We start from the raw sequence: 25,293 nt of genomic DNA, 5'->3' as shown, positions 1-25,293 counted from the left end.
AAAAACCGATACTTAAACCATAAGCTAAACAATCATGAGAACACGACAACACGCTTTGAATTACTTATAAAACTCTGTCACTCAGAACATTTTACTCCCTGAAAACAATCCTATATTTTCTTTTAAAATCTTTTACATAAGTAATAGATAATAAAACACTTTAGCTAAAAGTATCAATAAAACTTTTTATGATGAAAAAACTACTTTCTTCACTACTCATCATCTTTCACATTTTCGCATTTGCACAAGAAGATTGTATTTCTGCCATTACCGTGTGTGGAAATTCAAGCATTAATTATACTCCTGTCGGAATTGGAAACATTAACGAAACTCTTGGAGGCTGCCTTTCTTACGAAAACCATTCGGTATGGTATAAATTTACGATTGCAACCAGCGGAACACTTACTTTCGATCTTGCTCCAACCGGACCTGTTGATTACGATTGGGCAATCTATGGACCGAATGTAACCTGTGCCAACCGAGGAACACCGATAAGATGTAATGCTTCCGGAAATTTTACCAACACCGGGATGAATATGACCAATACCAATACGACTTCCGGAGCAGGAAATACCGATCCATACTGTAAATATATGGACGTTGTAGCGGGACAAACCTACTATCTGTATGTAGACAATTGGTCTGCAACAGTATATACATTTAATTTAATCTGGGGAGGAACGGCGACTTTTGTATCTCCTTTCACTAATTCGACGACCGCTCCCAATCCGTTTATTCCACCTGGAACTGCGGGTCCCAATGCAAATTCACCAAGAGAAATCGGAATTTGCGGAAATTCTGCAACTTTTAATTTCAATTCTTTATCAGCCGGAATCATCAATGGAAACCCTAACTTTACTGTCAATTATTACAATACTGCAAACAACGCTGCAACAGGAACGAGCCCGATTACAACTCCGGTTACTGTAAATACTTCAACAACTTATTATTACAGCATCAGTTATCAGGATCCAACTAACCCAACCAGTACAGCCAGCTCATGCAAACAAACCAATGCCATTGTTTTCAAAGACCGAAGTTTAACCGCTTCAATTACTGCGTCTGCAACAAAATTATGCGTTGGCGGAAATATTACCTTAACCTCAAGCAATTCCACAGGAAATACATGGTCTACCGGAGCAACCACACCCTCAATCACGGTGACGACTCCGGGAACATACACTTTAACAAGTACAAATGGAATTTGCACCAGTCCGCAAGCTTCAGTAATTATCACTCAGGATACTGATCCTAATCCACAGATTGCAGGAAATTTAACCTTGTGTGAAGCAACTTCAACAACGCTTACTGCTACTTCGACGGGAACAGGAAATACTTATTTATGGTCAACCGGAGCAACAACTCCAGGAATTACCGTAACAACTCCGGGAACTTATACGGTTACTGTAAAAACTCCTGCAAATTGTCTGTACACAAAATCTGTTACTGTTATTCAAGGGGTAGTTCCTGTAGCACAAAATACAACTTTAACAGGTTGTTCTAATACAGCTACAGCAGTATTTAATTTAACTGCAGCCGAACCCAATATCAGCACAACATCGGGAGTTTCTTTTGATTATTATTTAAATCAGGCAGATGCATTGGCAGGAAATACAAGCACAATTGCAACTCCGACAACTCACAGTTCCGGAAACGCAACAATCTATGTGAGAGTAAAATCCGGAACCTGCGCAAAAGTTGTTTCATTACAATTAAATGTTTCTCAACTTTCAGCTCCTACAATTACAAGCACATCTTCAGCAATCTGCTTTGGAGGAAGCGTAACATTAACATCAAGCTCAACAACCGGAAATACTTGGTCAAACGGAGCAACAACACCCTCAATCACGGTAACAACTCCGGGAACTTATTCTGTAACGACTTCAAACGGAATTTGCACGAGTAATCCAGGTACAATAATTTTAGCCGCAGAAAGCGATCCTAATCTTCAAATTTCGGGTAATCTTATTATTTGCAGCTCACCATCTGTTTTAACAGCGACGTCGAATGGAACAGGGAATACATACATCTGGTCAACCGGAGCTACAGGAAATACCCTTTCGGTTTCCACACCCGGAACTTACTCAGTAACCGTCACAACTTCATCCAACTGTCAATACACAAAATCGGTTACATTAACACAGGGAATAGTTCCTGTTGTGCAGAATTCATCTTTAAGTTTATGCTCAACGACCAATACAGGAATATTTAATCTAACATCAGCTCAAGCCAACATTAGCACAACTTCCGGGGTAACTTTCAGTTATTATTTAAATCAAGCAGATGCTTTAGCTGGAAATAGCAGTACAATTGCAACTCCGGCAACACATACTTCAGGAAATGCAACGATTTATGTTTTGGTTAAAACGGGTTCTTGTTCAAAAATTGCCGAATTACAATTAATCGTTAATTTAATACCAGTTGCTACAATTACAAGTTCAGCTAACGCGATTTGTAATAATAATCCTGTAGTTTTAACTTCAAATTTTGCCACAGGAAATACTTGGTCTAATGGAGCAATCACACAATCAATAACCGTTTTTACAGCAGGAACATATTCTTTAACTAATAATAACGGAACGTGTACAAGTCTTCCTGTTTCTATCACTATTACTCAAGGAGTAAATCCGAATGTGCAGATTTCGGGAACGCTGACATTCTGCGAAGGCAATTCAACCACATTAACCGCAACAGCAAACGGGACAGGAAATACCTTCCTATGGTCTAACGGAGCAACAACAGCAACAACAACTGTAAATACTCCGGGAAATCATATGGTGACAGTTACAGCTCCGGATGGTTGCCAGTACACAAAAACAGTTACAACAATAATGGATCCCGCAATTTTTGTCAATATTAATGCGCCGGGAGAAATCAACTGCACCCATCCGCAAATTACTTTAAACGCAACGTCTTCAGTGTATCAAACAGGAGCGACATTCTTATGGACTGCAACAGGCGGCGGAAATATTGTTTCAGGAGCGAATACATTAACACCGATCGTTAATAGTTCGGGAACGTATACTTTAACCATTACAAGTGCAACCACAAACGGATGTACAAAGCAAGCTTCAGTAACAGTTATCAAAAATATCACTCCGCCAATAATTAATATATCAGCTCCAAAACTGATAATATGTAAAGGTGAATCAATTACACTTATTGCAAGTGGAGCAAACACTTACACATGGGCAGGATTATCAGGAAACGGAAGCACACAAACCGTTTCACCAACATCTACAACAACTTATACCGTAACAGGGGTAGGCGCAAATGGATGTTCAGCAACTACATCTGCAGCCATAACAATAACCGTAGTTCCGGAAATTGTTTCTACGCTGCGTAATATTGAAATCTGTAAAGGTGATAAAGGAATTTTAGATGCAGGAGCAGTACCAAATTACACCTACGTTTGGAGCACAGGCGCAACAACACAAACAATAAGCACAGCAACAGCAGGAACTTATTCTGTAACAATCAGCAATGGCGTTTGTTCTAAAACTTTTACAGCTACAGTAAAATACATTGTAACACCGGAAATTAATGAAATCACGTACAGCAATAATATCTTAACCATCATAGTTAAAAATACAGGAATATTACCTATTGAATATTCTATAGACAATGGCGTAACATGGCAAGCCTCAAATGTTTTCAGCGTAATGAAAAATACAAAGTACTCTATTAAATTAAGATATCGAGGTGTTGCCTGTGAAAGTTCTGCAGAGTATTATACATTTTTCATGAACAATGTAATCACTCCAAACAGCGATGGCAAGAATGATGTGATTGATTTCAGCGAAATCAGCGAATACGGAAATTTTGAAGGCGGTATTTTTGACAGATATGGAAAGTCTGTATTTAAAGCTTCTACTAAAACTCCGATTTGGGACGGTAAATATCTTGGAAGACCCTTACCTACAGAAACTTATTGGTACAAATTGAACTGGGAAGACAAAATAACAAAAAAACCGGTACAGATTAACGGTTGGATTTTGCTAAAAAATAGAGATTAAAGCCAAGGTTGAAGCTAAGATTGAGTTTAAAAAAGTGTCGGAAATTATTCCGACACTTTTTGATTTTGATAAGTAAAATTAAATAACAGACCATTAACCTAGCCCCGATGGAAACGGCATCCTTTTTTGTGGCGGACGGAACGAAGAGGAGACCGCCGCAAAAAAGATACAGTGGACAGCGGGAATAAGCTCCTAAAAAAATCCGATATTAAAAAACAGGAATCAATATTAACAGAATTTAAACAAAAGTAGTATCTTTGCTGCTACTTTAACATGGGGTTGACTGGTTTCGACAGCAAGGTCAATGGGTAAGTAAGCATGCAGAGAACCGTAGCGCGATCTCTTAAATCCCTTGCTACAAAATTTTAACTGGCAACGAAGAGTTCGCTCTTGCAGCTTAATCCGAATAAAGTAAGATTTCAAGCGCTTTCCCGAAGATAGTAAGGAAGCAAGATGTCTCACAAATGCTCTGTTCTGCGGCGTTTGATTCTGAGATATAGTAATGCAGAAATAAGGTTTTGGGCGCTTTGACCAAAACTCGAAAACTTCAGAAGCTAAGATTTAAGTTGGGTGTTTGCTCTCTGCTTAAGTTCGAAAATTAATAGTAAAATAAGCATGTAGAAATCTTATGTATTGCTTGTTTGGACGAGGGTTCGAATCCCTCCAACTCCACCAGGTGGGAAACCAAATTAATCTAAAAGCCTTTAAATCCTAGTATTTAAGGGCTTTTTTATTTTTTGAGTTATCAAAATATACCAAAGAAATACAAATCGAACGTGAGTCATTCGGTGAGTCGTCTTTAGGCAGCATTTTGACTCACCGAATTCTCATTAAACAGCTTATTCATCAGCCTGTTCAATGATTGAACATCTTGTAGGTTTAAAGGTTCAGCAATATTATTAACCTTTAAAATTAAAATGTTATGCAAACCTACAGCTTACTCTTTTATGCCAAAAAGGCAAAAAACAATCCTGAATTATCAACAATTTACATGAGAATCACTGTTGCCGGAAGACGAACGGAAATTTCAACAGGACAAACGGTAAAAACCTCTCAATGGAGTATAAAATTAGGAAAGATATCAGGTAATAGTCCCAATGGTAAACAATTAAACTCTTTACTGGAAAGCTTCAGAGCTAAATTATTTGAATGCTATAATTCCTTGTATAACGAAGGCAAAGAGATAACTTGTGAAAATCTTCGAAATAAATATCTAGGAATTGAAGAAAAAAAAGTTACTCTTATTGAAGCTTTTAAAGATCACAACTCAAAGGTAAAGGAACTTATAGATAGAGAATTTTCTAAAGGAACGTGGAAACGGTATGAAACATCATTACGACATACTCAGGCATTTTTGAAATGGAAATTTAATCTCAGTGATATTGATGTCCGTCATATTAATCCCGGATTCATTGCAGATTATGAGTTTTATTTGAGAACTGTACGAAACTGCTCAAATAATTCTGCTGTAAAGTATATTAGAAATTTTCAAAAAATAATTAATATCTATCTCAACAATGAATGGATAAGTAAGAACCCCTTTATAGGTTATAAATCTAAAATAGAAAGCGTAGATGTCAGATTCTTAACTGATATCCAGCTACAAAAAATCCGTGAGAAGAATTTTAATTCTGACAGATTAAGAATAGTCCGTGATATTTTCGTATTCTGCTGTTATACAGGTCTAGCCTATATTGATGTCAAGAATCTTACGAAAGATAAAATAACAAAGAGAATTGATACAGGGTTATGGATAAAAACTAAAAGGGTTAAAACAAAGATCGAAGCCAGTATACCCCTGCTACCAGAAGCACAGGAAATTTTAAGCAGTTATGAAAATCATCCGAAATGTGTAAATGAAAATACTGTTTTACCGGTACTAAGCAATCAAAAGATGAATGGGTATTTAAAAGAAATTGGAGACTTATGTGAAATTGATTTTGATATTACTTTTCATACGGCAAGACATACATTTGCTACAACGGTTACTCTCAATAATGGTGTCCCTTTAGAGACCGTAAGCAAGATGCTTGGACATGCCAACATTAGAATGACCCAGCATTATGCTAAAATACAAGATAAAAAAATTGGGGAGGATATGTCGGTATTAAAAAAAATATTGATCAAAGGCAAAAAAAGAAATATGGACACTATCCCACGAAGTGTGTGAGCCAAAAAGTCAGGGCTTAGATTTTATAATCTGAGCCTTTTTAAAATAAACATAAATGATTTCTCCATAAAACAAGCTATTACAATCCTGTCACCTCAGTTGTTATGACTTTATTCTTCTGTCAGCCATTCTTCGTCAGCAAATACTAAAAGTTTTTTCATTTTTAAGTAAGTATATTGATCTTTAGTCAAATATATAATACTTACTTCTTGTCCGCCCGTATAGAGTTCGTAAAATTGTCCTTCTAGTTGTTGGTCTGTAACAACTGATTTTATAAAATCAAAAAAATTCGTATCAATCCAGTCATCTTCAATTTTAAGTGTCTTATTATAAGACTTACTCCCAACTTTAAATTTTACTATGGCTTTTTTATTTTGTATGTCAAAATTATCAGAAATTTCTGTTGCATTAAATTGGTTATGAGATATTCTTTTATATTCTTTTATCAATTCAGCATATGGATCTTTGAGATTTCCTAATTCTGTATCATATATACGTACAACATCTGGAAAAGCAGCTAGTACACCATTTAGATTATCATTTTCTTGTTCAGAAACTCTCACTTTTGCATTATCAATTTGCGATGTCGACAAATGATTAAATAAACCAATTTTCTGATATTCTTTTATTGCAATGTCAATCTGATCTGATGTTAAACTGTTTTTGAATTTTTCGTAGCTTAGTTGCATATAGCTATCCAAATTTCGGAACATTTGAAGCTGATTTTTAGACAGAGCTATTATCCCAAAATATTGATATTTTTTTGCCTGCCCGTATTGGTATGTAGGTTGTATTTCATGAAGTCTCAATGGTGATTGATTGTCTGCAAGAATTTTATTGAATATTTTATAAAACTCTTGATCATCAATTTTTCCTAAAAAGCCCCCACCTTTATCAATATCATTGGGTGATATAAAACTTTTCTGGGTATATGTTTTATTATTAGCTTTTAGTGATACAATAACTTTATACGAAGTATAATCCTTAAATGATTCTGTCGAATCCACTTCTATTTTATATTTGAAGTTTGTAAAACTTAATTCCGGTAGAAGCTTCGAAACTTCCTGGTGAATTTGTTCAAGGTAAATAGAAGGGTCATTAGAATATTTTGCTAAATCAAAGAAGATTGCATTCTTGCAATAATCGACAAGCTGATAATGTGATGTTATTTTCCCAGCATTAACATCATTTTTAAATTTCTCAAATGATTTTTCAGAAATAACATTATTTATGAACAGTTTTTCGCCATATTTACTAAGTTTATCAGAGCTTAACCATTCTTCATAAGCACTTTGATCTGCTAAGTCAGGTAAAAGCTGAAGAATATATACATAATCATTGTTCCCAATCTTTTTTGACTGATCATTAAATTGCTTGACTGTTACTAAGCCACAATTCTTAAGCTTGGAAAGGTACAGGTACAACTCTTCATTTATTTTTGTCTGTACTGATAGCTTAGGCTTTTCATCTGCAAACTTCAACTGCATTCCTAACTCTGAATAGTAATGCCCGGTTAGCTTCTTAAATTCTATTTGATAAAGCGAGCGTAAGTAAGCGCTATTTGATTTTGTTTCATTCCGATTTAGTACTTCTTCAAAATCCCTGATTTGCTTTTTTTCAATGAGTTTATTCTCAACTAACTTTTGTAAAGTGTTATCCATAGTTTGTCCCTTGACGGAGTATGCTGTCAGAATAAATAAGGTTAATGTATATAAAAGAATTTTCATAATTACTAATTTATCTCTTATTCATTCGGCATTTTATTTCTAAACTCATTGTACAAGCTCCAACCTTTGTCTGTCAAAATTTCAAAATCAAACGTTCGTTGTTTTCCGGACATTTTAATGACATTCAAAACTTGCGTTGCATCAGCTTTGTCATTTGTTACTATGTAAAAGTTTCTAATTCCTTTATGTGTATTTCTAAAAACGTAGTAGTTCTTAATTTTGTTTTGCGTCAAATTATTTGTTATAAAAGATTCAAACTTTTCTAAGTTTTCTAGCTCTCCATCAACCGGCAACATCAATTTGTCATCTTTCTTGTAGGATGTTGTAACTTTTATAAAATAGCCAAATTCTTCTTTGTGCGGAAATCTGTCAAACGCGGTGTTACCAATTAGCAAACAGGGATATTTATCTTTTTGGAAGTCAATTGTCTTAAATTCCTCTGGAACTGCATAAGTATCTCTTTCGATCGGTTTATCTTTGTCTACATTTCCAACGTCAAAGCCATCATAAATAATTCCATATTCATCTGCTATTGTATAAAGTTCTTCATCGAGAACAAATAAGCTTTTTGGATTATGTATTTCACTGCGTTCTAAATGAAGCCAATAGCTTTTATCTTTTGCTTGATAAATTTCAACAAAATCAAAACCTTTACTCTTAAGCTTGCCTGCAACTTGGATAAATTTATCTTTTTTTTCAGAAGTAAAGAAATAACCCCAAAGCATTTTAGTGTCTGGATTTACTCCGTTTTCTTTCATATTAGAAAACATTTCCTCAATTTTCTCGATAGGAATTTTGTTCGATTGTGCTTTTAAGTTACAACCTAAAAGTCCAAGAAAGATCAACATAATTATTAGTTTCATTTTTTCTTTTTTGTATTTTCATGGTCTCTAATCATCAGCACTATACCACTAATAAAATAGTCTCGCATCGGCTTTATAACCTATTTATAGTTTCTAATTTGAAATCAGAGATTATTGTTTTACTTCATAAATGTGTCCTTTTTGAGGCTTCCCTTTTTCTTTATTAACAATTGTAGGCATTATCCAAATTAATTTTGCTTCACTAAAGTTTTCACCAAACTTTTGATTTCGCCAATGCCCTCTTCGCCAATGTGGATTAAGTTCTCTTCCTGAATTATTAAGAGGCTTTGCTGTGGTCAACCTATATCCTACATATTTGACTTTGGTAAATCCATTTTGTAATATTTCTGAATGAACAATTTCTTTCTTCCGTTTAGTAGCTGCTTTCTCTAATTTAGCTTTTAAATGAACAGGTAAATCGACTGGATATTTCTCATCAATATCAACTTCTTTAGTTGTCAAATACAGGAGGCAATTGATAATGAAATTAATTGTTCTATCTACAAATTGTTTATGAATGCTATATAAGCCCTGTTTTGTATCCTCATCTCTATCATCAAACATTGGAGTACTTACAAATCCATCTTTATCAAAATTTATAGCATCTTCAATTGTCTTCAGATTATCTTTCCTATCAAGGAAAAGTAATATTGAATGAAATCCCCGTTCGGTATCCCAACATAAATCTTTGTTAATATTCCAATATTTTCCAATATATTCTTTGCTGACAAAATCTATATTTATTGCTCTTTCATAATCCTCCCCATCATGATACTCATCTCTGATAAAGGCACCTTCAATGATTTCAGAAACATCTTCTTCAAAAGGAATTTTTGCAGATGATAAATCAATATAAAAGTCTGAATATGGCAACTTAATTAGAGAAATATCAATATCAAGAACGTCAGTTTGTTTTAGTAGATCAGTTATATTTTCTGAAAAATGAAAAATGTTTCGCCCTTTTTCCTTCCACTCTTTCCATATGTAAAACTCTTGCAATAGATAAGCTCGTTTTACGCCTTCCTTCTCAGAAACATCTCTAAGATCAAGCTTTGTTCCCCAATTGCCTTCATCTTGATAATACGGAACTTCCTTCCCTCTACAAAATTCTACAAATCGATTAGTGTTTTTCAGATGCTTTTCAAATTTATTTTCTAATGCTATTTGGTTTGGATAATATTCTGAATATTTTTTAGACATTTTTTTATATCAAAATTAGTATAATCATTAATTCATAGCCCATTTTAATAGATAAAATTCATCCACAACAGATTATTTTTACCTAACTATTAAAACAATCTCTTACTTTATTGGTTTTATTAAAGTTTCGTTAATACGGTTTAGAGAAAATTCAATTTTTTCCGTCGATTCGTTAAATGTCTCATCAGAGTTTTCAAATGAAGCAAAGACAATCATTTGTTGTTCCTTAAATTCAGATAATTCTTTTAGAAAAGATTTAAAGCTTTCAAGAGAAGCATCCTGTTGTTTAGGTTCATCAAACATTAAAAACTGAGGGTGATTTCCATTATAATTTACTGATGTTTTCATTAATGAAATAGTAAATGCCCATATACTTCTTATGAAATCACTAGCAGAAGAATCAAATTTAATACTATAAAGCTCATCAACAATTGGGAAGTAATTATCTCTTGAAATCTTGATACTGTTGAACGATTTGCTTGTATATCCAAATTTTTGTAAGTATGAAACAAAATTATTTTCTAGATCAATGATTTTATTAGCATCCTGTTCAGATAAGTTCAGTTTTGGTAATTTTGATACTGCCGATTGGATTTCAATATGTTCTTCAATCAAAGGAATTAAGTCATTTTTTAAAGATTCAAATTTTTCAATCGTCTTACTATAAAAGTTTATCCTTTGATTTAAACTGAATTTTTCTTCAATTTCAACCACCGAAGGAACTCTGGAATCCTCGACCAGTTCTGTTTTTAGGCTTCTTATTTCTTTTCTTAATTTCGTTGAAGTTTGCTGATATAATTCAGATTTCGCCCTTTTATCTGTAATTAATTTTTTCTGTCCTGATATATAAACTTCAATCATTGCCAGTTGAGATTCAAGATATTTAATATTATCATCTAATCTCATCGGTGTATGGTTAATATCACTTGGTAAAAGATCTTTAACTTCTTGGGTACAAGTTGGACAAATGTTTTGTATGGATTTTATGTCTTGTTCAGCACCAAGTTTATTTAGTTTTTGTACGCCTTTATTTTTTCTTAAGTCTTCAGAAATATTTTTAAACTGATTTTGATATTGCCTTAATTTTTCAATTTCACTAGTTATCTCAGGTAATAACAGTTCATAATTAACTACAATTTTATTTAGCAAATTCTGCTTTTCTTCTAATTCTTTCTCGTATTTGCTTGAATTTTGACCGACAGTATTAATTGTGTTGTCAAAGGTTATAAGTTCATCTCTGAGCTCTTGTAAATATTCTTCAATCCTTATATTGGAATTTTCTTTTTTATAAAGAAGCTTAATTGAATTTAGATCATTTATTATTTCAGGTTCTGAACTTATTCCAGTAAGTTCTGAGCTAGATCTGTCTGCTAAATAATCCATTTCATTAAATACCTTTTCCCACTTAGATTGTAGTAAGTTTCTACGAATATTTATTTCCTCTCTTTTTTCATTATTTTCAAACACATCCAGATTCAACAGATATTCAACTATTCGCTGATTGAGGTCTCTTATTGAATATATTGGTGCAGTAATAAAGTAGTCACTCCATCCTTTTTTTTGTTCAATAATAAAGGAAGAAGCTAATTGCTGTAGATAAATTTGGGTATAATCTCCTTTGTATGTTATAACTTTTGGTAAATCTATTTCAAGAAACTCACATAGAAATTTATGAAAGCCAAAATCATTATCGGAAGCTCCACCCTTATCATGAACCCACATTTGTCTTTCTTCTGTAATATCCTTCAAATTGGTTATGTAGTCTCCAAAATAAATATCTACTAATTGAGATTTTCTGCCTGGTGTTTTTACTCCGCGTCTTATGGTTATTATTTGTCCTAGCTGATTTTCAATAACCAAATAAATATAAGATTGAATGATATTGAAATACTGTTCATTTCGAGGATATTCTACTTTGTCTTTTAAAACAGATTGAAGAGTCTTTTCAAATTTTCCTCCTAACAATTCTTCAAATCCTAAGGCATAAATTATTGATTGGAATAAAGATGATTTTCCCGTGGTATTGTCTCCCCTCACTATATTCAGCCCTTTTGAGAATTCATGTTCAGCTCCGAATATTCCAGCATCAGTATTTATTTCAATTTTTAATCGGTTAATTTTTAGTTTAGTCATATTCAATTTTCCATTGTTTAATCATCGAATTAAGCCTGCTATCGGTAATTTTGTTTTTACCAACAAACTTTAAAAAAGTAATTTCCTGTTCAAAAGCTTCAGAATTTAAAATTGAATCACAAAATTGATTTCCTTTTTCCGTGAGCTTATACTTGCTTGTTGATGTTAGTTCGCAAAGATTGTCTGCAATAGCATATTGTAATGCTCTATTTAATGCAGGTTCGATACTCCACACCTGAAATTCATCTTTATAATTACTTAATATGAATTTTTGAAATATCTCCATATTTCTGTCAAATTTCAATACCCATGAAAATAAGTGAAGTTTCAGTAATGATGATGTCTCACCAATACAACAAAATTTTAATACCAAAAGAATAATACTTATTTTATAAGTCGGTCTATAATCAACAGGGATCGGAATTGGTTTCTGTTTAAAGGTAATTCGTTCAAAGTTTATTTCTGAGTTTTCCATGATTATTTTTATTCAAAATCAATTGGGCATCTAAGTATCCAGTCTGCTAATACCTGTTCCGTCAATTTTTCAATGGTTATTTCATTTAAATAAGGAAGTGTAATCCTGACTCTGTCTTTCAGATCTTTTTCTATTGTCGAATATAATTCAGTACTACTTGCATCATTAGTTAAGCAGATTTCTTCAACTTTTTTCTCAAATTGGGATACAACTCTAACTAGTTTTTCATAGTCATCCGGAAATTTCTGCTGTAATTTATTAATCGTAATATTACCATTTAGGAAATTTGAAATGGTGATTCTTGTCAATTTCTCAATTTTCCTATCTCGATTATTTGCAGTTGCAATAATTCTATGGCCGTTTTTTCTATTCGCATTTTCAACAAGATCAATTTCTGAATTTATCCATTGAGTAGCATTTTGATCTGTTTCATCTTGATGATTAATTTCTATTTTCTTGCCTTTTCCATCAATAATAAGGGGTATTTGTTCCGAAAAGAAATCGAGATCATGAATAAGAATGTCAAAATTGGGATCCAGGATATCCAATTTTTTTTCTCTAAATTCTTTAGCTTTTTCAGCACAATGACGTACTAACTCTTTATTTTGATATCGAGGAGTAACAAATATCCATTGTGCTATTTTTTGATTCCCTAAATATCTTTTGAGTTCTTTTTCATTAGAAATCAGTTTCCCTAAATCTTTTGTGATTTTATCTCTTTGTTTTTCATAAAGTACATCAGCATTATAATTCTCATCAGGACAATAACATTGAAAAACTTTTCCAGCTCTTGTATATCCTTCAATACCTAAATCTCCCTGCCATGCAGGAAGCTCTTGATAACCTTCTTTCTCGTATTTGTGTTTAAAACATAATTGACAAAATTCTTCCCATGAATTTCCGTCAAAATCACCATGTTCAGTTTTATACATATGATTAATAGTCAATATATTTGAACTATAAAAATAGTTAAATTTTCTAATATACTATTAAACTAGCTTGCTAAATTCCCATTGCAGAGATTTTTTACAAAATTTATAGTTCAGTTAGAAGCAATAATTTAGAGAGCTTTGTATAAAGAGTTGGATTTTGATAAGTCACTTTTAACTTGCACAATTTATGAGATAAAAGCCAAGGTCCCTAATACAAATATCATTTTCTTCAAGAAAAAACCATTCTTTACTGTAATGTAATTCAAGAATGGTTTAGTTTTAGAAATATTAAGTTAGTTTACTTTAGTATTTTATATGAAGTATAATCCTTGATAGTTTTTAGCTCATAAATTTCTTGTTTATCAGCATCAATAATCCTGATATCATCTAAAGGAACATTTTGGCAATGGATAAAATTGATAAATTGATGAGCATTGAACCAACCTTTTACAATAATATCGAATCCTTTTTCTGTCTCTAAAGAACTATACCACTCCCAATCTTTTATATCTTGAAATTTATAGACACTTGTGCTTAGCCTATATAAAAGTTCATCATATTTAAAGTCATCATCATCTAATTGTTTAAGCTTATTAACAATACCTTGAGGTAATAATTGTTCCCATTTAGGATCTTCATCACTTAAGTTCTTATTTTTTAAAATTGTTAAAACTGCATTCTTAAAATTATCTAATACTTCTTTTGAATGAGATACATTTCTCACTCTAACTATCTGGTAGCCTTTTAAAGGTTTTTCCCCTTTTGTATTATATTGTATGTTTCCTGCCTCTGTCATTGTTTTATTTTTTAATAATTACTGCTCTTTCTTTAAATATTCTTTTAAAATCTTCAATATTCATTTTGTATGAAGCACCTTGATTCATAGGTAAGGGGTCACGTAAAAATACTTTACCATCTTCCACTTTCTCCAGTACTACTGCATGTCCTTTAAAATGTTCTGTGCCAATACTCACAACTGCTTTATCTCCGTCTTCTAATTTTTCTAATAACTTTGATAACCTAATATCTTTTTCAGCAATAGCTGTTACCTGATCTTCCAATCTTTTGAAATATAGAGCCTCAGGGATATCTAAAATTGAAGCCCCATTAGTATCAGTTTTTAATGCTCTTGCCAATTCATCTTCTAATAGTAAAATACCCTTGTCATGTAATGTCATTCTCAAAGAAGTAGCAGCACAAGTATAGTCTGTAGATTGTCCAAAGACCTTAGCTTCACTTAAAAATCGCTCTATCTTAATTCCTGCATTTTCAGCAAAAGACTTGGTTGCATCACCACCTCCTTTTTGAAGTTTTCTTCCTTTGATTATTACTTCCTCTATATCATGGATTTCATCAGCTAGTTCCTCTGCTTTAGCACCATTTTTAGCCCCTTGCAATAATTCTTCAATGAATCTGGTAAAGCCAGAAAACCCTTTAGCACAAGCCTTTCCAAATCTAATAATAAATCTTGAAAGAAAAGCCAGTAAATCTGTAATTCCTAATGTGGCTACAGAAACAGTTTCCCTTGCCAGAACCTTTAATAAACTTGCTGCTTTTTGTACATAAGTAGCTCCTTTTACCACATTCCCTGCACCCTCTGTAAAGATAAGTAGCAAAATATTAATTAGTAGTTCAAAGGCAAATATACCAACATAAAAAGCCACTGTATAACGAGAAACATTCTCAAAGTATTCTTTCATCTTATCCAATATTCCTTCCATATCAGATTGAGAAATGCTTCCACTGGCTTTGAATATGTCTTTAACTCCCTGCAAGAACTTAGGAACATTCTCTGCTACCCAATCCAATACATCTTCTGCTTTTTCCATTAAATCTCTTCTTTCAAGATATTGTTGATAGGAGAAAGCAGTAGTAGGTTGTAAGAGAAACTCTAAAATATAAAGTAGGCATTGGATAAGACTGATAAGCCCACTATTAACACCACAATAGAAAGCATTGGCTAATTTAAGAACCTCAAATCCCTGCTTTACCATTTCACCAAGATCATTTGTTATATTGGTCAGAAAGGATTTAATATCATTAATGACACCTGTAATTTTATTGATCAGCTTTTTAAATGTATCAGGAAGATGGTCTACAGAAGCATCTTTAACCTTACTTGCTGCCTGTTTCACCATAGACCATACCTGTGAAAAAGCAACCTCTGCCCCCTGAACAAAAGGATTGTCACCTAAGTTCTCAAAGAACTGTGCAGCTTTATTTATATTAACAGGAACTGCAACACCTCCTATAATAGGGATTAAAGGAGAATAATCATTAGCTTGAGGATTATAATTCTTCTCTGTAGGCTTAAAAACTTCCAGCTTTTCAGCACACCATCCAATGGCATCAGCAGGAATAGAAGAAATATTTCCTATAATCTCTTCAAACCTTCTGTCTCCTGTATAAAACTGATATTCTCTCATTAAAGCCTGATGAACAAGGGTAGCATCTATTTTATCCTTCTCAAAAGTATAAGCTAGCTGTGTCAAGTAGGCAGCTTCATCTTCCATAGAGGTAATATTCCTGAAAAACTGACCATTTACATTGGAGGGTAATGGTTCTGGAAATCTCTTGAAAAGTTGTACAAAGTAATCTCCCATCTTGGCAATGTAAAAATCACCAGAGAAGTTTGATTTGTTAGGATTAGGTTTCTCATAGAACAGAAATAAAGCTTGTTTCTTTCTGGCATTAGCCTGATAGCTTCCATATACCTGTGAACCTGTTTCACAAGGAAGGACTTCTGCATAATACTCATAGCCCTTTTCGCCTTTTTCATTGACTCCTGTTGAAGCAAATATGGATACAGGATTATCTGTAAGATAAGAATACCCTAAAGGTGTATTTCTGTAATCATGGAACGGGCTTCTGTAATCAGGAGAATTATCTTTGTTGATAATAGTATCTCCCAAAGCACTCTTATCTCCTACAAATCCTTTGTTTAAATCTTCTATGGAAATGACCTTAAACTCAGAGAGATCATCACTCCACTCATCATCAAATAGTTTCTTCATAAGCTGTGTTTTAGCAATTAATATTTTGTTTTAATGTTTCTAAAGCAAAGCTAATCCTCACCCACGCCAGAACTTGACGTGTTATTTTTCCTTTATAAAAATTCATCCAAAATAAAATGAGAGAAAAATATCTATGTCCTATTTTCTGCTAAGTTCACTCCTGTCTGAAAACTTAATTTCTCGGAAAAGATGAGAAGGAATCTCTACATATTTTTCATTATCTTTTTCTTACTACAGTCGATACATTATCCAAATTCATATCTTCTTCTTGATTTGGTGTTACATCTAATGAGATTTTACTATCCATAGTATTTATAGGACTCACGTTCAATAAAGTATTATATAGAATTTTATTCTCTTCTGCCCTGTCTTTTACATGATCTATATGCTTATTACTTTTAAGCTGTTGCTCTTTTTCCATCTTATATTGAGCAATTAAATTATCTTTTATCTCCGGAAGTTCTTCCAGTTTTTTATCCAATTCAGCTATTTTATCCTCTGTAGCCTCGGTTTGCTTCTCAATTTCTGTAACATTTACTCCTTTTTCAGCTAAATGCTGGATTGCTTTTTGAACTTCTTCTTTTGCCAGCTCTATCGTTTTTTGATAAGATGGAAGCTGATTTTTCCAATATTCTGAGTCCTCTCCTTCCTCTTTGGAGTACCCTAAAATCCTGCTATAACTATACTCTGCTTTGGTTACGCCTTCCTGAACTTTGATAAAATCTTCATACTTCCTTAATACAAAAGCACTATCCGCAAGGTGTTTGTTTTTCTCACTTTCAATTCGTTTTTTCATCAATTCAATCTCAATATTAGCCCTTGTTTCCGGATTGGTAATGATCGATGTCTTGAGCTCCTGGGTACTGATATCCGAAACATCTAATACATCCGCTCCTTTTTTCATGGCTTCTAAATATCTTGCCTGCTTAGCCTGCAATTTTTGAAGCATAAAAACATCAATACTGTCATTGGTCAGCATAAAATTGACACGGACATTTTCATTCCTGTTCCCCTGTCTCCATATTCGTCCTTCCACCTGCCGTAGAGAAGTAAAATTATACGGTAAAGAAAGGAGGTCAGATCAGTTGTATTTTCCTGAAGGTTCATTCCTTCCTGGATAGCTTCGCTGCCTATGATTACTTTTATTTTTCCTGCATTAAAGTCATCCTGGATCTTTAACCTACCCGGTTTACTGGTTGCTCCGGTAATAATTCCAATTTCTTCGGGTCTATAACCAACTTCATTAATAAGATATTCTTTCAGCTTTGGAAATTCTGCAACGGCTAATTCTGAATAAATAATTTGCCCTAAATCCGGAATGTCTTTTTTATTCTGCCGGATCAGCTGTATCGTCTGCCTTAGCTTCGGAGAATTCTCTATAAATTCCTGTACAGAAGGTTCTTCTCCATCATAATAAATCGACAGATATGGAGAAATGGCAATCAACCGGGCATTAAGGATATGGGTAAGGATCGCTCCTTTCTTTGTTTCACTAAAGCTTTCATTGAGTAGATCATATTGCTCTTTCGTCAGATCATTTTGCTCAATTTTATATTCTTTGTTGATTTTGTTGGGACGCTTCAGTTCTGGATTATCTTCTTCCCCTTTAATATCAATAAATTCGGAAAGCAGCTGCTGAAACAAAGAATTATTCTTAAACCTACGGACATTCGCTTTGAATTTCACATCACCTTTGGCATCAATTTCCATATCATTATCTGCCTCCATAAAGGTTTCAAAAAATGTATTGACATTGAAGTAACCGGACTCTTCCAAACGTTTATTAGCGATCAGGGATAAAATGGAATAATATTCTAAAGGCTTATTGGTGAAAGGGGTAGCAGAAAACAGAGTAACATTTCTTCCATCATTCTTGTCCTGAATGTATTGTGCTGCCATCCAGGTATTGATTCCTAATTTGGAAGTCTGCTGGTTCTGGCTCCTGAAATCCGAAGCAAATCTACGGTCTTCTACCCTAACCTTACCGACAATATGATTGGCATTATGGACTTCATCATAAGTAAGATGGTCAAAGCCAAAATCTTCCCAATCATAGATTTTACCACGTTTCATTTTTCCCTCCAGTTCTTTTTCTTTCTCCAGTTCTTTCTGAAAATCCCTTTCACTAATGGAATTAACACTTTTTAGCTCACTTTCTGAAATGTAAGAAAATCGGGAAGCCAGCTCCTGAGTAATATTTTCAGAAAAACCGATATTATTAAAGCCTTCATAGGTAACTATGGTTATCTCTCCGTCCTTGTTATCAAACTTTGAAAGAACATAATCTTTACCCAGGTTTCCCAGTACATTTAGTTTGGCATGAGGAATGGTTTCAAAAATCGTTTCCACCCATTGTTTGAGAATACTTTCGTTCGGAACAACAATTAAAGGTCTTTTTGTATTTCCACGCTCCATCGCTTCATGCATAGATAAAATTCCGGATAAAGTTTTCCCAAAACCAACCTCATGAGCTAATAAGCCAACTCCTTTTGTAGTTTGTCTTACGATTCCTGCTTTCTGAACCTCGGTTAGTTTTAATTCTCTTCCTTTGAAATTAAGATGAATTTTAGAGAACAGCGGGAATTTGGAATAATCAGGAACATGAATATTATTATAGTTTCTGTTAAAGTCTTTTACGAAGCGCTGTCTTAGTTCATCCGATAATTCTTCTCTCAAAAATTTATAAAACAAATCGTTAGCAGCGGCTTTTCTTCTTTCACGGACGAGAGCATTTCTTTCTTTGTCACTTCCCGTAACGGTCTCATTATCGACAAAACTTTGCACCTCCCACGACGACGATCCCGCAAAGGCATCACTGGGTAAACTGCTTACAAAATCTTTAAACTTTTCAGCAAGATTGTAGGATACCATTACGGTTTCTATTTGTCTTGAATTAGAATTCCACTGTTCTTTTTCTACATATCCTAACCCAAATTGGTGTATAAATTCGTGATTTGGACTGATATAAATTTCATCAAGGGATTTAGGCTTGGGTAAAACGCTTTCCAGTAGAGCCTTTTGCTTTTCATATTGATTTTCGGTTCCACCAATAGCATATTTATCGGCAAAATCTTTTTCTAACTGTTCCAGTTTTTTATAAATATTCCTGTAAGTCTCCCCGAACTTTGGACAGAATTATACCCTCATTTTGTTTTGTAAAACTATAAAATATTTCATTCTGTTGTTGATGTTGGCAAAATTTGTTGAAAAGGAGAAAACTCAGTGTTGGGATTAGCGTCTGGTGAGTTTTCCTTTTTATTCATTTATTTCATATTTTTTTATGGTATTCATGATTCGCTTCGCTTAGTTCAACAAATACTGCATTGGAGATAGGTTTCCCAAGCTTTCATGAGGTCTGTTATAGTTGTAATGCTCCATCCAATCAGAAGTTATTTCCCGTACTTCTATCAAAGTATTGAAGATTCTTGCATCCAGCACCTCTGTCCTATAACTTCTGTTGAACCTTTCAATAAAAGCATTCTGAACAGGTTTCCCTGGTTGAATGTACCGGATTTCAATTCTGTGTTTATGACACCAATTCGTGAAAACAGAGCTCGTAAACTCGGGACCATTATCCGTTCGTATTGCTTTTGGTTTTCCTCTTTCCTTTACAATCCATTCCAATAGATCGGTCATATGCATCGCTCCGATGGAAAGCCCGGCTTCAATCCAAATCGATTCTCTATTATAATCATCAATAATGTTCAACGTTCGAAATCGTCTTGAATTAAATAAAGAATCACTCATAAAGTCCATACTCCAAACTTCATTGTATTTTTCAGGAACTTCCAAGTTTTGTCTTTCTCTTGAAGCAAGTCTTCTCCTTCTTTTTCTCAAAATATTCAGTCCCAGTTTCTTGTAAACTCTATATACTTTCTTATGATTCCAAACAAAACCTTCATTACGAAGACTGTGAAACATTTTCTTGAATCCATAGCTGGGATGTTTTTCAGAAAGTTGGTTCAAACAATCAATGACGTCCGTATCATCTTTTCTTTTGGGATGATAGTAATAGCTGCTTCGCTCCAAATTCAAAGATTTACACGCCTGCCGAATGTTCATCGGATATTCTGAAACCAGATAAGCAACCACTTCCCGTTTTGTGGCAGGCTTTACCACTTTTTTGAGAGTACGTCTTTCAGTGCTTCATGTTCCAAACTAAGGTTGGCAAACATCTTTTTCAACCGATTGTTTTCCGATTCTAATTCTTTGATCTTTTGTAATTCCTGGGTAGAACTGATCCCACTGAATTTCTTTTTCCAATCATGCAAAGTCTGATAGTGAAAACCGTATTTCCGAGATAATTCTTTTGCTGTTTGTCCTGACTCATACTCCTTTAAAATTGCCAAAATTTGGCTGTCTGTAAATTTGCTCGTTCTCATAACCTAAAATTAATCGTTTTTTGTTTATAATTTTAGGGTTATAAAATGTCCAGTTTTTAGGGAGACTTACAGTTCCGAATTCATATCCGAAATGGGCATAGGATTCTATGAGCTTTGAAATCAATTCTCCATAAGAAAGTGATTTTTGATCTTTGAAAGCAAGCGATAGTGCTTCCCGATGTATCTGTTCAGAGATTTCGTGATAATCGAATCCCTTGACTTGCCCCGTCTTTATATGATAGTCATCCACGGATTCAGGGAGACCATCATTATCAATCCTGAAGGCAAAAGGCTCAAACTCGACATCACGAATACTCATCGGCTTTACAATAGAGATATTCGGATCTTTTTCATCCCTTACCACTTGTAGTATGCTCTCGGCTTTATTGAGTAGTTCAGTTCCCAAATGTCCCCGTGCGTTATCATCTGTTTTATTGACGTGTAAAACAGTGTGAATATGCAACTGATAGACTTCTGTCCATATCATAAGTTTAGAAATAATCTCAGTAGATTCATTCGGAGAATTGATGTCAAAAACTAAATCCCTTATTCCATCAATAATGACTAAACCTAATGAAGAAGTGCTTTTGATTGCTTCTTCGATAATCTGAATACGGGTTGATGGATTGAATCTTCTTAAACAGACAAATTCAAGATTCTCAGGTTGAATTTCCTTGTTCATTCCTGAAAGCTCAATTATTCTGGAAAGTACTTTCTGGCTGTGATACGGACTTTGTTCGGTATCGAAGTAAATGATTTTCCTTTTATCATCAGGCATTTCTGCATTATAATTGAGCATCAGACGACACACCAAAGCAGCTGCGGTCATCGCAGTAACGCTAAAGGTCTTTCTACTCTTAGCTTTCCCAACGGTAGCGGAAAAATTACCAAGCGTTCCTACAACAGATTCATCAATACGGATGACTACCGGTGGATATTCAAATTTATCGGTAATCAACAAACGCGAGGAATGCCACAAGGCTTTTATGTCTTTGCTATTATCCATCATCACTTTCTTCCTCCTGTTTTACGTCCGGCTAATTCTAATGCAAGGTCTGCATCAACAATGATCTTACGTCCTATCTGTGTGACGGCTTCATCAATCTTTCCACTCTGTTTGATACGGTTAGCCGTGGGAATACTACATCCGAATAAACGTGCTATTCCAACTATTCCATACACGTGTTTTTTTAAAGAATTATTAAAGGGAATAGGTTCAGCTTCTTTATGTCCATCAGCCTGCTGAAGATAAAGAAATTCTTCACCTGTCATCTGCCAAAGCGGTTTCTGCTTAAGTTCGTTTAGGTTCATATCTTTTACAATGTTATAGTTAAACAAGCCTTATACTTCGGCGTTACTGTTCGAACACATTGCAAATCTATGTCGGAAAAAAGGTGGTAAGAAGGTGGATTTCTAAAATTTATATCATTGATTATCAATGAGTATTAAAAATATTTTAAGTGGTAAAAGTGGTATTATATGCTATCAGAAAGTATTAAACAAATATTTTACTGATAGACAGCGCAAAATTTTTAGATTCTCTGCTGGGCACTTCAGATACAGGTTCTTTATATTTTGAAGTGTAGAAATCCTCCTTAATGTCTAGGGACTTTAATATAGAGCTACGCCACTCTATTTTGTCTTGTACTTTCAAATAATTATAAAGGATAGAAATTAAATAACACATACGTGTCTTTTCTCCTCTCTTGATAACCAATAGAGTGTTTACAGGTAGTAAATTTAGGATGGAATACAATTCTACTTCCGTTAAACTCTCAAATTGAAAACCATTACATTCCTTATGAATTTTTGAGACTAATTCCATAGGGAAATATTTCCCTTCCTGAAGTTGGGGATTTGATTGATTGTGATCCTGCCTTTCTGTTTCAATCGGAAAATAATTATTCAATATTGAAATATTGAAAATTCCTGATTCATAGATATTCCTAAAAACATTTTTTACATATTTTGAAGCGGCCGTATCTGATTCTGCCTTCTGTTTATATAGTACAGCAAGTTTATCCTGTTCAATTTTGTATAAGTTGGAAACTCTCTCTTCCTCTCCTGTAAGGTATTCAACTTTTGCATTTTCTCTCTTCCAGCTTGCAGATTCCAAAGAATTTCTTATCTGTATCAATTCCATCCACAAAGAGTTGGTACGTTTTTGCTGAATGTTGATTTGATAGTTGAGAGAGTCAGGTCTATTTGCACAAACAGATATTACATCTATATTATCAAAAAAATCCTTGTTGTTCTTATACAATTCAATATTGCTATCAATCAATGTTCGCAACATAGAGACAATCGGAAACTGTTTTTCTTTATCTGTGGAAAGGATAAAATTCAGAACTGCTTTTTCAAAGTTTTCACGGTTCTTTATCCCAGTGTAGAAATCTGTAATCTGGCACTGTTCTTCAAAGTTTAATGTACTACCTAGGATGCCTTGATAAACTGTATTTACTGTAGTATATTGAGGCAAGACATCTATTATCTGATACAAAAAATCGCTTTGCTGATTATCGTTTTCTCCCATCAATCAAATATTTTCAATTTTTACAAACTTACAATACAATTATTAAAGCTGGTTAAATTTATCCATTGCAGTGGCTTTGATTTCATCAGCAATATCAATATAGGGTTTCATTGCTTTATAATCACTATGTCCAGTCCACTTCATAACCACTTGTGCCGGAATCCCCAATGATAAGGCATTACAAATAAATGTTCGCCTTCCTGCGTGAGTTCCCAATAGTGCGTATTTAGGTGTAACTTCGTCAATGCGCTTATTGCCTTTGTAATAAACTTCCCGAACAGGCTCATTTATTTCCGCCAATTCTGCCAACTCCTTCAAATAATCATTCATCTTCTGATTGGTGATTACCGGGAGAACTTTATCATATTCAAAATATACTTCCTTATACTTGTCCAATATTGCTTTACTATGGTTGTTCAGCTCAATAATTAAACTGTCCGCAGTTTTTACAGTCGTAATTTCGATATGGTTTTCTTTTACGTCACTGCGCCGTAAATTGAATACATCTGAATATCTTAGCCCTGTAAAACACTGGAACAAGAAAACATCACGAACCCGTTCCAAATATTTTTTTGTCTCCGGAATCTTATATTCTCTTAATGTCGTCAGCTCCGCCCAAGTCAGAAATATAACTTTCTTCTGAGTGGTCTTCAGTTTTGGTTTGAATAATTCAAAAGCAAAGTTGGAAGTGTATCCTTTCTTTTTGCTCCATCGAAGAAACCATTTTAAAAATCCTACCTGCTTACCGATGGTAGTATTCCGAAAACCTTTCTTGTCACGTAGATAATTTACATATTCCGTCAACTTGCTTTCATCAAAATCTTCAAAAGAAAGGTTTTTGTCAAAAGTCACTAAATGTTTTTTAGTTGCCGCTAATTTCTTATAAGTAGCATCTGTCCAATTGTTGTGAACTCCACATTCCCTAACAAACTCATCAAATTTTCCCATAAAAGATATTACGGGAGCTTCAGGCTTCAAATTATTAGGCAAGTCTTTAATGTGACGATTGTTGAATGCTACTTTAAGTTGTTCAGGAGTAGGAATGAAGTCATTCACTTCAAATTCTTTAAAAATATCCTGGATATCTGAATAGTATTTTAAAAGGTCAGAATTAATTTCAGCTGCGGTCTGCTTGAGTTTGTTTGTACAACCATTTTTTACACGTTGCTTGCCATCATCCCATTTTGAAACATCTATACGATAGCCTGTGGTGAACTCAATCCTTTTGTTATGATATATAACACGCATACGGATAGGTACATTCTCTACAACAGGCGCACCATCCTTCTTTCTTTTTTCAAGAGCAAATACGATATTTCTTTTGATATTCATAGGTGTAGGACTTAAAACTAACACCCAAATTTACACCCAATTACTGAGATATACAATGATTATTTATGATATTCTATTTTAACTACAGAATACATTAACTTCTACAAATCAGCATTTTGATACTTTAATATCACCTGTAAAGGTTCGGGAGAAAGAGCCTCCAACTCCACCAAAAATGATACGTTGAAAACGTAAACAACAAAAACCTTTATATCATTGATATAGAGGTTTTTGTTTGTAAAGCAACGTCTTTGTATTTATATTTTACCTATATTAACTTTAAAAAGCACAAAATCACACTTCAACCCAGAGAACAAGATATTATCATTGCAAAGATGTATATATTAATTTTAAAGGTTTTACAGCTTTCATTTGAGGTATTTAATAGGATATTGATAACTCAACAAATCTTTAAAATACACGTCATAAAATCAACAGATACCACATATGTTACAATAATATTTATTTTTTTAACTTTTTTTATAAATTTTAATTTTTTTTAAGAATTATAACTTT

The 25,293-nt window shown here is 33.7% G+C and carries 16 protein-coding genes, 1 other RNA gene and 1 pseudogene; 3 read left to right on the top strand and 15 right to left on the bottom strand.

What is annotated here, in order from left to right:
* The first annotated feature begins 191 nt into the window (after positions 1-191).
* From ACOOWA_RS08905 to ACOOWA_RS08895, 3 genes are all read left to right on the top strand, one after another.
* Positions 192-4,016, top strand: a complete 3,825-nt coding sequence (locus ACOOWA_RS08905; RefSeq protein ID WP_421374706.1) for a T9SS type B sorting domain-containing protein — start codon at positions 192-194, stop codon at positions 4,014-4,016.
* A gap of 275 nt (positions 4,017-4,291) precedes the next feature.
* Positions 4,292-4,691: a transfer-messenger RNA gene (ssrA, locus tag ACOOWA_RS08900) on the top strand.
* A gap of 247 nt (positions 4,692-4,938) precedes the next feature.
* Entirely contained in the window at positions 4,939-6,186 is a 1,248-nt protein-coding gene (locus ACOOWA_RS08895; RefSeq protein ID WP_421374704.1) for a site-specific integrase, read from the top strand.
* A gap of 110 nt (positions 6,187-6,296) precedes the next feature.
* Here ACOOWA_RS08895 and ACOOWA_RS08890 read toward each other — a convergent pair whose 3' ends face one another.
* From ACOOWA_RS08890 to ACOOWA_RS08820, 15 genes and pseudogenes are all read right to left on the bottom strand, one after another.
* On the bottom strand, positions 6,297-7,913 hold the full coding sequence (locus ACOOWA_RS08890; protein ID WP_421374702.1) for a hypothetical protein: 1,617 nt from the start codon (positions 7,911-7,913) through the stop codon (positions 6,297-6,299).
* A gap of 17 nt (positions 7,914-7,930) precedes the next feature.
* The gene (locus tag ACOOWA_RS08885; RefSeq protein WP_421374700.1) at positions 7,931-8,776 is read right to left on the bottom strand and encodes a DUF695 domain-containing protein; all 846 of its coding nucleotides are present in this window, start codon (positions 8,774-8,776) and stop codon (positions 7,931-7,933) included.
* Between the two features lie 111 nt (positions 8,777-8,887).
* Positions 8,888-9,976 carry a hypothetical protein gene (locus ACOOWA_RS08880; protein ID WP_421374698.1) on the bottom strand — a complete coding sequence of 363 codons (1,089 nt, stop codon included), beginning with the start codon at positions 9,974-9,976 and terminating at the stop codon, positions 8,888-8,890.
* A 102-nt stretch (positions 9,977-10,078) separates the two neighbouring features.
* Positions 10,079-12,109, bottom strand: coding sequence for an AAA family ATPase (locus ACOOWA_RS08875; RefSeq protein ID WP_421374696.1), 2,031 nt, complete (start codon positions 12,107-12,109; stop codon positions 10,079-10,081).
* A complete protein-coding gene (locus tag ACOOWA_RS08870) occupies positions 12,102-12,584 on the bottom strand; it encodes a hypothetical protein (RefSeq protein ID WP_312304128.1) in 483 nt (160 codons plus the stop codon). The genes ACOOWA_RS08875 and ACOOWA_RS08870 overlap by 8 nt, the downstream gene beginning before the upstream one ends.
* Before the next feature lie 8 nt (positions 12,585-12,592).
* Complete coding sequence (locus tag ACOOWA_RS08865) at positions 12,593-13,516, bottom strand: hypothetical protein (protein WP_312304125.1); 924 nt, start codon at positions 13,514-13,516, stop codon at positions 12,593-12,595.
* A gap of 298 nt (positions 13,517-13,814) precedes the next feature.
* Entirely contained in the window at positions 13,815-14,312 is a 498-nt protein-coding gene (locus ACOOWA_RS08860; protein WP_421374694.1) for a hypothetical protein, read from the bottom strand.
* A gap of 4 nt (positions 14,313-14,316) precedes the next feature.
* Positions 14,317-16,530, bottom strand: a complete 2,214-nt coding sequence (locus ACOOWA_RS08855; RefSeq protein WP_421374692.1) for a cysteine peptidase family C39 domain-containing protein — start codon at positions 16,528-16,530, stop codon at positions 14,317-14,319.
* Between the two features lie 217 nt (positions 16,531-16,747).
* Positions 16,748-19,635: pseudogene (locus ACOOWA_RS08850) on the bottom strand (SNF2-related protein); the annotation flags it as partial.
* A gap of 198 nt (positions 19,636-19,833) precedes the next feature.
* The gene (locus ACOOWA_RS08845; RefSeq protein ID WP_421374690.1) at positions 19,834-20,649 is read right to left on the bottom strand and encodes an IS3 family transposase; all 816 of its coding nucleotides are present in this window, start codon (positions 20,647-20,649) and stop codon (positions 19,834-19,836) included.
* Positions 20,643-20,912 (bottom strand): transposase, encoded by a 270-nt coding sequence (locus tag ACOOWA_RS08840; RefSeq protein WP_421374688.1) that lies wholly within the window; start codon positions 20,910-20,912, stop codon positions 20,643-20,645. The genes ACOOWA_RS08845 and ACOOWA_RS08840 overlap by 7 nt, the downstream gene beginning before the upstream one ends.
* Entirely contained in the window at positions 20,857-21,921 is a 1,065-nt protein-coding gene (locus ACOOWA_RS08835; RefSeq protein ID WP_421374686.1) for an AAA family ATPase, read from the bottom strand. Before ACOOWA_RS08835 ends, ACOOWA_RS08840 begins: the two co-directional genes overlap by 56 nt.
* The gene (locus ACOOWA_RS08830) at positions 21,921-22,223 is read right to left on the bottom strand and encodes a DUF3853 family protein (RefSeq protein ID WP_421374684.1); all 303 of its coding nucleotides are present in this window, start codon (positions 22,221-22,223) and stop codon (positions 21,921-21,923) included. The genes ACOOWA_RS08835 and ACOOWA_RS08830 overlap by 1 nt, the downstream gene beginning before the upstream one ends.
* 184 nt (positions 22,224-22,407) lie before the next feature.
* Complete coding sequence (locus tag ACOOWA_RS08825; protein WP_421374682.1) at positions 22,408-23,445, bottom strand: hypothetical protein; 1,038 nt, start codon at positions 23,443-23,445, stop codon at positions 22,408-22,410.
* 42 nt (positions 23,446-23,487) lie between these two features.
* Positions 23,488-24,777 (bottom strand): phage integrase SAM-like domain-containing protein, encoded by a 1,290-nt coding sequence (locus tag ACOOWA_RS08820; protein ID WP_421374680.1) that lies wholly within the window; start codon positions 24,775-24,777, stop codon positions 23,488-23,490.
* Between the last annotated feature and the right edge of the window lie 516 nt (positions 24,778-25,293).

The organism is Chryseobacterium sp. GP-SGM7 (assembly GCF_049166575.1).
GTDB lineage: Bacteria > Bacteroidota > Bacteroidia > Flavobacteriales > Weeksellaceae > Chryseobacterium.
This window is presented reverse-complemented; position numbering and strand designations above follow the sequence as displayed.